We start from the raw sequence: 12928 nt of genomic DNA on the forward strand, positions 1-12928 counted from the left end.
ATTTGATGGGACTATTTGATATTTTTCGACGACGTAAAAACGATGAAAGTACAGCAGACGCTACTTCAAACTCGGCGAGTGAGACGCCAAGTGCGGTTACATCAGCAAGGGCCGATTCAGCCCAATCGCTTGAGTCGACAAAGCCTGATCGGCAAGTTGAGACGGATTTAAATAGTGATGCAACGGAGGGCATTTCTGAAGTAAAGCCGAATTCAGAAGATATGTCAGAATCAACTGTTAGTCGTGAGTCAGGCAATTCCTCAGCGTCATCGGCAACAAAAATGACGCCAGAGGAAGTTGCCAATACGAACACCTCTTTGACAGCCCGGCAGTCAGTTGCTGATTCATTGTCTGCAGCTGCAAAATCCAGTCATTCTCAGTCTCAAGCGGAAGCTACAGTCGCTGACCAATCAGGGGCGTCTGAGCGTCAGCCGATGACATCTTCCATTGAATCCGTTGTTAATGACACGGTTGAAATGAGCGACGGCTCAGCAGAGACGTCCTCAACAATGGTTGCTGAAGATGATCGTCAGGATGCTGCTGGCAGCAACGAAGGATCGACTTTGAGCCAGGCAACTGATGCAGAACTTTATGATAAAGGACTTGCCAAATCGCGTCGGACTTTTGGCGACCGTTTAAATGCCTTTTTAGCAAACTTTCGAAGTGTTGATGAGGACTTCTTTGATGATTTAGAGGAGACTCTTATTGGCGCGGACGTGGGCTTTAATACGGCAGTGACGATTACTGATCAGTTACGCGATGAAGTACGTTTGAAGAATGCCAAAAAACAATCAGATGTCGAAAACGTCATTATTGAAAAATTAGTCAATCTGTATGACGCAGAAGGTAACGGTGAAGATAATTCGGTTAACTTTGCCAAGAGTGGTCCAACAGTCATTTTCTTTGTCGGTGTTAATGGCGTGGGGAAAACTACGACTGTTGGTAAAATGGCGAATATGTATAAGCAACAAGGGAAAAAGGTCTTATTAGCAGCTGCAGACACCTTTAGAGCGGGGGCGATTGAACAACTGCAAGTCTGGGGTCAACGAGATGATGTCCCAGTGGTTGCCCTGCCTGAAAAGAGTGATCCGGCAGCGGTTGTTTATGATGCTGTTCAACGAGCGAAAGAGGATGATGTGGACATTTTAATGGTCGATACGGCTGGTCGGCTGCAAAACAAGGTTAATTTGATGAATGAGTTGGCCAAAATGAAACGCGTGTTGAGTCGCGAGATCCCTGAAGCTCCCCACGAGGTCTTGTTAGTCTTGGATGCGACCACTGGTCAAAATGCCTTGAATCAGGCTAAAACTTTCGGTGATGCAACTGATGTGACGGGGATTGTTTTGACAAAATTGGATGGAACTGCCAAAGGTGGCATTGTTCTAGCGATACGAAATGAATTACATTTACCCGTTAAGTTTGTGGGATTAGGTGAGCAGGTCAATGATTTGCGTCCGTTTGATCCAAGTGAGTTTGTTTATGGCTTATTTAAAGACCTTATTACTAACTAAATCGGATGAGTAAAACGGTCTCGGCTTTTTAAAGTCGGGACCGTTTTTATAATCAAGTAGATTGTATTTATGTATTTAGCCCGTCTAAGTAGGTAGTTAAATGCACAGCATTATGTCTGCTTTATTGTGCACCGTATAATTTTTTGTACACAATCATGCACAAATCAATGAAACTTCATGCAACTCTATGAAACTTTTGGCAAATAAAAAACGCGTATAAACGTTGGTGTATCAACGTTTATACGCGTTTTGACAAGGTTTTTAAAAACCTATTCGAGTGCCCCTGGCTGGATTCGAACCAGTACTCACCAAGGTGAACAGCGACCTGAACGCTGCGCGTCTGCCAATTCCGCCACAGGGGCATGAAACAATTGAGAACTCTCAACAAAGTAATAGTTTACACGACCGGCTCGAACACGGCAAGCGCTGCCATGAATTTCGTGTAATTATTTTTAAATTCATATTGTGTTGACTTTCATACTATACATCATATAATATAGTCATATTCAAAGTTAGCTAGTTAGGCATGGCTAAATTAAAGTAATGAGGAGGCGGTGGTATGAGTATTCAAGTTAGCAGCGAGTTACTTGATGGCATGGTTCTAGCACTACTAGATCGCGAAGACCTATATGGGTATGCGCTCACGCAACAGATTCAGGTATCAATTTCTGTTTCAGAGTCCACCATGTATCCCGTTTTACGACGCCTGAAAAAAGAAAGTTGGTTGACTACTTATGACCAGCCTTTTCAGGGACGTAACCGGCGTTATTATCAAATCACCGATGCAGGTAAAATTCGACTGGGTGAAATCATACATGAATGGGCGGCTTACAAAATTAGTTTAGACCAAATTTTTGATCCGTCGGCAACGCCATCGACGGATGAACGGGGGGATATTGATGACAAATGAAACATATTTAAGTGAACTGCAGCGGCGTTTGCACGGATTGACAGAAGAAGAACGCGCCGATGTCTTAGATTTTTATACGGAATACATTGAAGATGCTAATTTAACGGATGGTGATGAAATCATTGCTAAGCTGGGTACGCCAAAACAGTTGGCGCGTAAGGTATTAGCAGATTATTCGATTAAAGAAAACGAAACTGCCGAACAAAATGGTGAGCGGCGTAGTCCTCGATCAAATGCGACAATGGTATGGCTGATCATTTTGGCGGTATTGTCAACGCCAGTCACGATTCCGGCGGCGATTGGCATTATTTTAATCCTTTTATTGGTCATCTTCATGGCGATTTTGGCAGTGGGACTGGCAGTTGTTTTAGCAATCACCTTATTAGCAGCTGGAATGATGGTGGCTGGAGTATCGCTATACACTGGTTTTTGGCTGTTGGGCAGTCACATTTTTATTGGGATCGCCTACATCGGCATCGGTTTAACTGGCCTCGGCGGCGCTTTAGTCTTGATGCCATTGTTCTATTACATTGTGCGGTGGCTCATTCAGATGATTGCAAATTTCATTCGGTTTGCCTATCGAAAGTTTAGTAATCGTCGACAACAACCGCGAGGGGGGCAATCTGCATGAAACGAACATTAAAAATTGGTTTAGTTATTTTAGTGATTGGTTTGGTTTTAATGGCGATTGGTGCCATGACACACAGCTTTAAAAGCGTGACCTTTAACGATCAACATCAACCAGAGCTAGTGCACGTGAAGACGTTTGATCGAAAGGTGAAATCATTCAAGGTGCTTGATGCCGATTTAAAAAGCAACCAGCTCCGGATCAAGGAAGGCGATAGTTATCGAGTGCAGGTTCGCAGTAATGCCAAGGCGATGCCACGGGTTACAGTTAAAAATCAACGCTTGGTCATCGAACAAACTAAGAATGATAACGCGACTTCTGGTTGGCATTTTGGGTCCGATGGCAATGATATGATTGAGGGTGGACATAGTCAATTACCTGATCGAACGGTGGTTGTCACGGTACCACGAGGCACAAAATTGGACCAAATTAAATTAGTCAATCAAGGTGGGGACATGCGGTTGACAGATGTTCAAACCAATAAACTGACGATTCACACGAATAGTAACGTCAGCTTGGAACATGCCACGGTCGGCGAAGGCATGCGACTAAGCACTGGCGATGGCAACATTTACTTGCAGCAGATGAATCTCACCAATTCGCAGCTGATAACTGATGATGGTGATGTTGCCTTGAAAGACGTTTGGTTAAATCAAGCGACGGTTCAATTGGCCGATGGGGACTTTCGGATGCGTAATGGCGGAATCACCGGGATTGTAAACGTTAATAATCAGGATGGCGATAATACGGTTGTCGGTGCAGATCGTGGCAAAGGCTATATTTTACATGGTGCTGACAATAATCGTTTGTTCGATCAGCATCGTGAAGACGGCGGTCTGTTGCAGCAAAACGAAACTAATAATGATCGGCTGCAATTAACTACCAGTGATGGCAATAATTCCGTACAATAGTGTGGACAGTTGTTGATTCAAGCTAGGTGGAGGTATAACGATGAAAAAACATTTAACTAAATCCAATGATCGTGTTTTAGCGGGCGTTTTTGGCGGAATTGCTGAATACTTCGGTTGGGACGTGGCGCTGACAAGAGTCATTGGTAGTATTTTGATACTTTGGTCAGTTGGGACCGGCTTGATTGCCTATGCGATCGCAGCGTTAGTGATGCCTGAGCCAGATGGCACACATTTTTCAGCGAGTGATCATTTTAATTCCTGGTCTGACACCACGCATCATGAAGACACTTTTGATGGCGAGTTCACTGATCCAGATCAATCCCATCATGATGATAAGTAGCCAAGAACAAAAAGTGTATGGTAACCTCAGCGTGAGGATTACAAAAACGAGGTCATCTTCCGCAAATTACGGAAGATGACCTCGTTTTTGTAATCGAATGATGTAAATCTGATGCTGATATTTATCAGTAAATCAGTCTGCCGATGTTTAACACGTGATCTTAAAAATCAATGTAAGACCGTAACTAGTAGCTGAGTCATCGCCAAACTATTAATCAGAAAATGAACTAAGATTGAATTAAACTGTTTCCCGGTCCACAGATACGTCGCCGCCAAAACAGCACCCATTAAACAGTAAACGAGAAAACTAATTGGGTTGGTCGAAAGGTGGCCAGTAGAAAAAATGAGACCTGAAAGAATAATTTTCAGCCAAGTCTGCGATGGTCTAAAAAAGATATTTGTGATTACGCCTCGAAAAACGAGTTCTTCCAAAAACGGCGTTAAAAAAATGGCTGAAACGACGAATGCGACTAGTGCAACTGGACTGGTCTTCATAATTTGACTAATGGCATCATTATTAGCCGTTGATTGTTGATGATACAGTACCTGTTGCAAGCGCAGTAACAGTGATTCACCTATGATGATGACTAAATAGGCAAGGACGGCAATTCCTAAATCGCGCCATTTGAAATCATGGAATAAGCGCTGACCTGACCAATAACGAAAACGACGATAGGCGATCCAAATGGCTAACCCAAAAGCTGCCCAATAGCTTAAGGTCAACAGATAGCCACTAAAATTATCGTAGGAGGCATGCTTAGCCATTCCCAGTAATGCTGGCGGTAATTGAACCATCACCCACAGGGCGATCACCTCGACGATTCTTGACCATCGCGGTCGGTTAGTTGGTTTCTCAGAATTAATGTTGGTCATGAGGTTCCTCCTTGTCAGTTTGCTGGCCACGTAATTGCCATACTTTAATGACTGTGATTAAGATTGTGGTGATGATAAAGGCACCAATCCACAGCAAGAACAAGGTGACACCTGTCAGCCGTTGAACTTCAGTTAACCAAACGACGCTGCCAAAGACGAGCACAGTGATTAAAATAATAATGATTGAGCTTTGCTGTCGCATAACGGACCTCCTACAAAGTACGTTTATTGTAGCATAGTCTTGTTTAACACCGATTTTTAAAATTGATTGGCTTAGATCATGAAAATTGGACCAATAATAAAAGGCCCCAGCATTTGCTGAGGCAGCAAGATTAACATGACGCTAGTCGAATTGAGTTGCATTGGCCTGAGCTCTGCCCCACAGGCGGAGTAGGATGAACCGTTGCGCGGCAGAAAATAATGACTAAGCAAAGGCCTGGTTTAGTTTTTGCACGACGGCTCACTAAACTTCAGCGTCTTTGCCAACCTTGCATGTTTCAAGTGTAGCGAGAACCACTTGTCTGTGACAACAAATGTGCCTAACTGGGAGCTTTGCCAATCTTTAAAAGAATCAATTTAGCTAAAAAAATCGCCGCTTTGCGCGACGATATTAGAAGGGTGACCGGCCAAGTCATGCACCTTGATGCGCGCATCCCTTGGACCATGGCTGGCGAACCATCTAAAGGCCATTGAGGGGGCCGATTTTGATGGCTTCGGTTTGGTAGCTGGCCCTCCTAGTGATTTTATTATAGGGAGTCCCTTGGCAAATCGGTTATTAAACGTGCTTCAAATATATTAGCTGCACTGGCTGTTGTTTATGTTGTTGGACGGGTTACCTTACAAACTGCTACGAGAATAAACAACTGTTGTTGGATTGATTTGAGAAGTGATTGACCCCGCATTTAAATAATGGCTGTGCTAAGATAAAACAAGATATTTGAGAAAAGAGCGTGACAAGATGGGCATGATTCGCATTAACAATATGAGTTTCCATACTTACAACGGGGTATATCCAGAAGAAAAAAAACTTGGTCAGCGATTAGAAGTCGATGTCGCATTAGCATATCCGATTGAGACAAAGGTGCATGACGATGATATTACCACGACCATTCACTATGGTCACGTCTACCAAGACATAGAAGATTATGTATTAAATCATCCATTTAACTTGATTGAATCACTCGCTAACCATTTATTAACGATGCTACAAACTAAATATCCACAGGCGGCCGGAGTGCAATTACGAGTTCGCAAGTATGCTGTGCCGATTGCAGGAATCTTTGACAATGTTGAAATTGAGGTGTCAGGAGGCGATTTAACATGACTACCGCTTACTTGAGCCTAGGATCTAATTTGGGTAACCGTCGTGTTCATTTGTTGGCCGCCATCGCACAATTACGGGCTTCAAGAGCGATCGCCCAGATTCGCGTGGCGCACTTTTATGAAACCCAACCAGTGGGTGGCGTCATTCAAGACAACTTTTTAAACACCGCCGTTGCCGTGGAGACAGAACTAAGTGCTGACCAATTATTGGAAAGCTTACATCGTTTAGAATATGCCGAGCATCGACGACGATTTGTGCATTGGGGGCCGCGCACCCTTGATATTGACATCATTTTTTTTGGCGACGAACATATTCATACGGACACTTTAACGATTCCGCATCCAGAGGCGGCCAATCGCAAATTTGTGCTCGTGCCATTATTAGAAATCAGTGGTCCTGATCGACAAATTCAACGGCAACTTGCCGATTGGCTGGCAGAGACCAATGATCAGACAGAAATTATTAAACTAGGCCGTGATGCCTGAATGGAGCATGATTGAATGACAGATGAACAAATAGCAACCGTAGCGGATGCCGTCAAAACGATCCTGACAGCGGTGGGAGAAGATGCTGATCGACCAGGATTACAGGAAACACCCAGGCGGGTTGCTAAGGCTTACAATGAAATGTTTTCTTCACTGACGGAACCGACGTTTACGGATTACAAATTATTTCATGAAACAGATAATGCAGATATGGTCGTAGTGGGGCAAATTCCTTTTTATTCGATGTGTGAGCATCATTTATTACCGTTCTTTGGTCGCATTAGCGTCGCATACGTGCCTACTGATGGGACCATCATTGGACTTAGCAAGATTCCTCGGCTAATCGATTTTGTCACCCACCGACCAACCGTTCAGGAAAACGTGACTAATGCAATTGCCACAGAATTGACGCGGATTCTAAATCCGGCTGGCGTGGCGGTGAGTGTGGCAGCTCGGCACATGTGCATGGAGATGCGTGGGATTAACAAGACTGGTTCAGTCACCCAAACGGCCAAGTATCTAGGTGCTTTTGCAAGCGACCAAGCTTTAAAACAGGAATTTTTAATGAGGGCCGAACATGGCAACCTTAACCTATGATCAACTTATAAATCAATTAAATCGGGCCATGCTCGCTGGGGAGGCTGACCGGGTTCCCTTGTTGCGTCGAGTCTTGGCACAGGTTGGTCATCCCGATCAACAAGCACCACGAATTCATGTGGTTGGGACTAACGGTAAGGGCTCGACGGTAGCGCTGTTAGCACGAACTATTCAAGCTGGCGGTTATCGTGTAGGGGTCTTTGCTAGCCCAGCCATCCTTGATCAACGTGAGCAGTTGACGATTAATGGGAAAATGATTGAAAAAACGGTGTTTGTTCACTGTTATGAACAATTGCTGCCCGCTGTTGAAGCGGTCGTTGGTGCTGCAGATCGATTCACTATTTTTGAATGGTTATTTTTAATTGCGATGCAGTGGTTTGCCAATCAACACGTAGACTTGATGATTATCGAAGCCGGTTTAGGCGGTCAGTTTGACGCGACTAACGCGATTACGGTGCCATTAATTAGTGTCTTTACCCATATTGCCCTAGATCATACTCGATTACTGGGGCAAACAATTGGTGAAATTGCGACCAATAAGGCGGGCATTATTAAGCCACAAACGACGGTCGTAATTGCGCCCCACCAGGCGGTAGAAGCAACCGTCGCTATTCAAAAAATTGCGAGTGCGCAACACGTCGACGTGATCACGGCATCGTTAGCAGGGTTCAGTCACATTCACCTTGGCTTAGATGAGACGACATTGACCATGGAGAGTTCGTTGGGACATTGGTCAGGTATTAGCTTAAATCTCATTGGTCGTCATCAATTAGCGACTGCCGCTACTGTGTTGGCTGTTTTGGTTCAGTTAAACCAACGCGGGTGGCGACTAGGTGAAGATGCGGTCCGCAGTGGGTTTAAAGAAGTTCATTTGCTGGGCCGTTTCACTCAGGTACCTGCAACTTGGCAACATCCGGCGTTAGTTCTAGATGGCGCTCATAATCCTGATGCAATGGCAGCGCTGGTGGCTACCCTGCGTGAGCTCGCGCCGAATCAGAAATTCACGCTGGTTTTGGGCTTTCTGGTCGATAAAAATATTCTAGCTATGTTAACGATGTTGCTACCGCTAGCAGACAATGTTATTTTAACGACCCCGGATCAGCCTGCACGAGCGCTGGCGGTTGATGATTTGGCCGAATTAGTCGCCGACGAAATCGGTAGACTGACATTATCGGATTTAACCGTTTATCAGGCCGCTGACATGAACGAGGTCCGCCAATTATTGCAAGCTTCGTGGCTGACCACGACAACGCCAATTGTTGTGACGGGCAGCTTTTATTTGATTCGTGCACTAGAGGAGGCGGGGCTTGATGGCTAAATCGACTAAACCGCTACTTGTTGCTGCGACCAATAATCCGTTTAAGTTTGCGGAGTTAGCTCGTACTTTTACGGCAAGTGGCTACTCGTTACAACCGTATTGGCAATATCTTGGTCGACAGCATTTCCCCACTGAAGGGACGAAAAATTTCACTGATAACGCGACTGGAAAGGCCGAATTTATTGCGAAGCAGCTTCCAGAAGCTATCGTAATCGGCGATGATAGCGGCTTGTTTATTGATGCGCTCCCAGATCACTTTGGTGTGACAACGATTCGTGAGTTAAATGAGCATGCCAAAACGGATGCACAGATGAATCAATATATTATTGACTTGTTGGCACCAACGCAGGCATCGCGGCAAGCAAGGTTAACAACGACTTTGACGGTGGTAACGCCCAATGGTTCGTCTTTTTCGAGAACTGGGTGGACGACGTTTACGATTCCTTTTCAACCGATCGGATTGTATAGCCATGGGTTTGATCGCATTATGTGGTTACCTGAGATTGGATTGACCTTAGCACAACTACCGGATCAGGCGCGCATCCCGTTTACACCACGTGGTCGTGTGGTGCCCCAAGTGATTCATGAATTAGTCTTACGTGATGATTTTAAATAAAAATTTTGATAACACGACCTGTTAATTTAAGGAGTTATGAGCAATGATTGTAACCACATTGACAAGTCCTGCTAAAGATTTGGCAGGGATTGCTTTAAAAGCTAGTCTAGAACGGCAAGAAAAGCTTGCACTGTCATTTAGTGAGTTGACTGAAAGCGAACGCCAACAGTTAATGGTCCTGTTAGATAACCTAGATGCCATCGTTGTTTCGTCACCGATGGCGGTTGAAACGCTGATTGATAACGGCGCATTACTAACTTTGACGACCCAATTGCATAAACAATTTCATCAAGCGACAGTGGATCAAGCAATGATTGCCATTCGTGAAGCCCGTGAAGTTCATTGGCGGGCGGGCAGATTTGATTTCAAAACATCCAGCAAACCGGTTATTTATGGCATTTTAAATGTTACCCCTGATTCTTTTTATGATGGTGGTCGCTATCAAGAACCAACAGCTGTCTTAAACCATGTTACGGCGATGGTTGAAGCCGGTGCCGATGTAATTGAAATTGGTGGACAAACGACACGACCGGGTTTTACTCCCATTGATGCAACGACGGAAATGACACGAGTTGTCCCACTTTTACGTGCCATCAAGCAACATTTTCCTGAAGTCGCCATCGCCGTCGACACATACAAGTATCCAGTTATGAAAGCAGTCTTAGATGAAGGTGTGGACATCATTAACGATGTGAATGCTTTTACGGATGACCCAGCCAAGCTGACGCTCTTAGCGCCGCAAGCCGTGGGACTGTTAACGATGCATGCGAGCCGTGGTAAAGAATATCAGAATTTAACCCAAGCAATGTCCCATTTCTTTTCGGAAAATTTAGCCGCATTGACGGCTGCAGGGATTGATCGTGAACGAATTGCGTTGGATCAGGGTATTGGCTATGCCAAAATTGCCGATGGTTATCAGGATTTCACGATGATGCGGAATCTTGATCGCTTTCTTAATTTGAAACGACCGCTGATGATTGCAATTTCACGGAAGGGGTTTGGCCATAAATTGTTTGGCCTTGCTAAGGATGATCGCTTATCGGTGACGTTGGTTGCAGAGGCTTATATGTATTTACATGGCGGGCGAATTTTGCGTGTCCATGACGTTTCAGAGACGGTCCAATTGGTCAAGCTGCTCCAAACGATTGAACAGAGTTTTTGGTTTCCTGATCGTGAAGAACCGAGACAAGTTTAAACCAAGGTTAATTAGCTTTTCTTAAAATGACTGCGGATCAATCATCCAGCAGTCGTTTTTAATTCCGGCTAGTGTATAATTGGAGACTAAGAAATTAAAGGGAAGTTTGATTATTCATGGCAAAACAAAACTTAACCGCTGAACAAATTGAAACCATCTTGCGGGAACATGATCTATTAGTGAAGCTGGTCAATCCGCATGAAGCGACTAACTTCACCGCGATTACTTATGATTCGCGAACTGCTACGCCGGCGAGTCTATTTTTCTGTAAGGGTGCGTTTAAACCGGCTTATTTACAAGCAGCTGTGGATGCCGGGGCGATTGGCTATGTGGCTGAGCAGGCCGACACCATGCAGACCATCACCGGATTTATTGTCACTAATATTCAACAAGCAATGGCCTTATTGAGCGCCGCCTTTTTTGGCTACCCACAAAATGAACTATTTATCGTTGCCTTCACTGGAACTAAGGGTAAAACGACCTCCGCTTACTTTACCCGAGGAATGTTGCAAGCTGCCACGAACCAAAAGACCGCTTTGTTTTCCACGATTGATCGTATTCTAGGACCCCGTCCAGAACAAGAATTCAAGTCAGATTTAACGACACCTGAATCGTTGGACTTATTTCATGACATGCGCGAGGCAGTCGATTCTGGCATGACACATCTGGTGATGGAGGTCTCCTCTCAAGCTTATAAAAAGAATCGTGTTTATGGCTTGACCTATGATGTTGGCATCTTCTTGAATATTACGCCGGATCACATTGGGCGTAATGAGCACCCAACATTTGCGGACTATTTGCACTGCAAATTGCAGTTACTCGTGAATTCAAAACGCTGTATCATTAATGCCGAAACTGATCACTTAAATGATGTCTATCAAGCAGCTAAGGCGACGACCCAACCTGAGAATATTTATTTATATGCACGAACGGGGTATCAGCCTAGCGTGGACGTGCCGCTCGATTTTCGGTTTGAAAGTAACGAAGATAATTTAAAGGATGCTAAATTTACGCTAACAACAGTTGCCACCAAGCGACGCAAATTGGCGTTAGATGGGGAGTATCAACTGGCAATTCCAGGTGATTATAACGAAAATAATGCTGTTGCTGCCATCATTGCTGCTGGTTTAGCCGGCGCGACGGTGGGTCAAGCCCAGCAGGCGTTACCCACCATTACGGTACCAGGACGTTTTGAATCAATCATGACGCATCAACACGGAACAATTTTTGTTGACTATGCGCATAATTATGCGTCGGTTAAAGCATTATTATCCTTTTTAAGAAAACAATATGTCGATAGTCGGGTAATTGTCGTGGTCGGTAGCCCTGGAGACAAAGGAATCTCTAGGCGTGAAGGGTTTGGTAAGGCGCTTAGTGAAGAAGCTGATGTTGCCTATTTGACTGCCGATGATCCAGGGTTTGAAGACCCAGTTGCAATTGCTCAACAAATTGAAGCACATATTGATCATCAGCGGGTGACAGTCCATACTCAAATTGATCGGCCAACAGCGATTCGGCAGGCAATTTTAGCCAGTCGCCCAAATGACGTGGTAGTTCTAGCAGCTAAAGGTGAAGATCCTTATCAGAAAGTACGTGGCGTGGACACGCCGTACCCAACTGACATGGCCGTTGCGAAGGCGGTTGTGGCTGAAATTGAACTGGATACGCAAGCATAAAAACAGCGTGCCTCACGGTTGATTGATAAAATCAACGTGGAGGGCACGCTTTTGATTATGGACGATTTGAAGTAGCTCAAAAGGCTAATGTTAAAGTGGCATATATCGTCAAGACTAAGCAAATTGCTAATCCCCAAAGCCAGCTAGCGTCAACATGAGTCTCTTGCTTGTGGGCAAAGATAAACTCAACCAGTAAGGCAGCAATAAGCACCAACGTAATTTGACCCAAAGTCCAGACTAACTTAATTTGCCAAGTGGAGACATCATTGATAATGCTGATGACGAATAGCGTTAAATATGCCAGGCGACTCAACATCAGCCACAATTTGACACGTTTTTCGGTTGAACTGAAGCGACCAATTAAGACAAAAATGAAAAGAACAAGTGTGATGCCGACCGCAACATTGAATAATTCGTGCATAACAATTCCTTTCATTCATTGAAAAGTAGCCGGTCAGTTTTTGATTAATAACCGCTGCTTTTGCTTGACATGTTTCATCGCCTATCATAACATGTTCAAATTGCATTATTGATCTTAGATCGTG

Annotated in this window: 15 protein-coding genes and 1 tRNA gene; 12 read left to right on the forward strand and 4 right to left on the reverse strand. The window is 44.5% G+C overall.

Translation table 11 applies throughout. From position 1 onward, the window contains the following. Window positions 1-5 precede the first annotated feature (5 nt). Window positions 6-1511 (forward strand): signal recognition particle-docking protein FtsY, encoded by a 1506-nt coding sequence (gene ftsY / locus ACKTR2_RS01015; protein WP_407882172.1) that lies wholly within the window; start codon window positions 6-8, stop codon window positions 1509-1511. A 278-nt stretch (window positions 1512-1789) separates the two neighbouring features. On the opposite strand, the gene ACKTR2_RS01020 is transcribed toward ftsY, so the two are convergent. Next, window positions 1790-1873: transfer RNA gene (locus ACKTR2_RS01020), tRNA-Leu, on the reverse strand. Between the two features lie 197 nt (window positions 1874-2070). On the opposite strand from ACKTR2_RS01020, the gene ACKTR2_RS01025 reads away from it, so the two are divergent. Genes ACKTR2_RS01025 through ACKTR2_RS01040 form a run of 4 tightly spaced genes read left to right on the forward strand, consistent with a single transcriptional unit; the run spans window position 2071 to window position 4300 of the window. Next, complete coding sequence (locus tag ACKTR2_RS01025; RefSeq protein ID WP_407882173.1) at window positions 2071-2421, forward strand: PadR family transcriptional regulator; 351 nt, start codon at window positions 2071-2073, stop codon at window positions 2419-2421. Then, entirely contained in the window at window positions 2411-3052 is a 642-nt protein-coding gene (locus ACKTR2_RS01030) for a DUF1700 domain-containing protein (protein WP_407882174.1), read from the forward strand. Before ACKTR2_RS01025 ends, ACKTR2_RS01030 begins: the two co-directional genes overlap by 11 nt. After that, complete coding sequence (locus ACKTR2_RS01035) at window positions 3049-3960, forward strand: DUF4097 family beta strand repeat-containing protein (protein ID WP_407882175.1); 912 nt, start codon at window positions 3049-3051, stop codon at window positions 3958-3960. The genes ACKTR2_RS01030 and ACKTR2_RS01035 overlap by 4 nt, the downstream gene beginning before the upstream one ends. 40 nt (window positions 3961-4000) lie before the next feature. Further along, window positions 4001-4300: a PspC domain-containing protein gene (locus tag ACKTR2_RS01040; protein WP_407882176.1), complete on the forward strand. Its 300-nt coding sequence runs from the start codon at window positions 4001-4003 to the stop codon at window positions 4298-4300. A gap of 167 nt (window positions 4301-4467) precedes the next feature. On the opposite strand, the gene ACKTR2_RS01045 is transcribed toward ACKTR2_RS01040, so the two are convergent. Both ACKTR2_RS01045 and ACKTR2_RS01050 read right to left on the reverse strand, forming a co-directional pair. Next, window positions 4468-5172 carry a CPBP family intramembrane glutamic endopeptidase gene (locus tag ACKTR2_RS01045; RefSeq protein WP_407882177.1) on the reverse strand — a complete coding sequence of 235 codons (705 nt, stop codon included), beginning with the start codon at window positions 5170-5172 and terminating at the stop codon, window positions 4468-4470. Then, window positions 5159-5374, reverse strand: coding sequence for a hypothetical protein (locus tag ACKTR2_RS01050; RefSeq protein WP_407882178.1), 216 nt, complete (start codon window positions 5372-5374; stop codon window positions 5159-5161). The genes ACKTR2_RS01045 and ACKTR2_RS01050 overlap by 14 nt, the downstream gene beginning before the upstream one ends. A gap of 756 nt (window positions 5375-6130) precedes the next feature. On the opposite strand from ACKTR2_RS01050, the gene folB reads away from it, so the two are divergent. The 7 genes from folB to ACKTR2_RS01085 all read left to right on the forward strand — a co-directional run bounded on the left by folB (window position 6131) and on the right by ACKTR2_RS01085 (window position 12383). Beyond that, the gene (gene folB, locus ACKTR2_RS01055; RefSeq protein ID WP_407882179.1) at window positions 6131-6496 is read left to right on the forward strand and encodes a dihydroneopterin aldolase; all 366 of its coding nucleotides are present in this window, start codon (window positions 6131-6133) and stop codon (window positions 6494-6496) included. Further along, window positions 6493-6981 (forward strand): 2-amino-4-hydroxy-6-hydroxymethyldihydropteridine diphosphokinase, encoded by a 489-nt coding sequence (gene folK, locus ACKTR2_RS01060; protein WP_407882180.1) that lies wholly within the window; start codon window positions 6493-6495, stop codon window positions 6979-6981. Before folB ends, folK begins: the two co-directional genes overlap by 4 nt. A gap of 15 nt (window positions 6982-6996) precedes the next feature. Then, window positions 6997-7578 carry a GTP cyclohydrolase I FolE gene (folE, locus tag ACKTR2_RS01065; protein WP_407882181.1) on the forward strand — a complete coding sequence of 194 codons (582 nt, stop codon included), beginning with the start codon at window positions 6997-6999 and terminating at the stop codon, window positions 7576-7578. Further along, a complete protein-coding gene (locus ACKTR2_RS01070) occupies window positions 7559-8896 on the forward strand; it encodes a bifunctional folylpolyglutamate synthase/dihydrofolate synthase (protein ID WP_407882182.1) in 1338 nt (445 codons plus the stop codon). Before folE ends, ACKTR2_RS01070 begins: the two co-directional genes overlap by 20 nt. Beyond that, window positions 8889-9512, forward strand: coding sequence for a non-canonical purine NTP pyrophosphatase (locus ACKTR2_RS01075; protein ID WP_407882183.1), 624 nt, complete (start codon window positions 8889-8891; stop codon window positions 9510-9512). Before ACKTR2_RS01070 ends, ACKTR2_RS01075 begins: the two co-directional genes overlap by 8 nt. Before the next feature lie 43 nt (window positions 9513-9555). Then, entirely contained in the window at window positions 9556-10707 is a 1152-nt protein-coding gene (gene folP, locus ACKTR2_RS01080; protein WP_407882184.1) for a dihydropteroate synthase, read from the forward strand. Between the two features lie 116 nt (window positions 10708-10823). Further along, window positions 10824-12383 carry a UDP-N-acetylmuramoyl-L-alanyl-D-glutamate--2,6-diaminopimelate ligase gene (locus tag ACKTR2_RS01085; RefSeq protein WP_407882185.1) on the forward strand — a complete coding sequence of 520 codons (1560 nt, stop codon included), beginning with the start codon at window positions 10824-10826 and terminating at the stop codon, window positions 12381-12383. Between the two features lie 76 nt (window positions 12384-12459). Here ACKTR2_RS01085 and ACKTR2_RS01090 read toward each other — a convergent pair whose 3' ends face one another. Continuing rightward, window positions 12460-12804, reverse strand: coding sequence for a hypothetical protein (locus tag ACKTR2_RS01090; RefSeq protein ID WP_407882186.1), 345 nt, complete (start codon window positions 12802-12804; stop codon window positions 12460-12462). Between the last annotated feature and the right edge of the window lie 124 nt (window positions 12805-12928).

The sequence above is a fragment of the Furfurilactobacillus curtus genome (assembly GCF_045862785.1).
Classification (GTDB): Bacteria; Bacillota; Bacilli; order Lactobacillales; family Lactobacillaceae; genus Furfurilactobacillus; species Furfurilactobacillus curtus.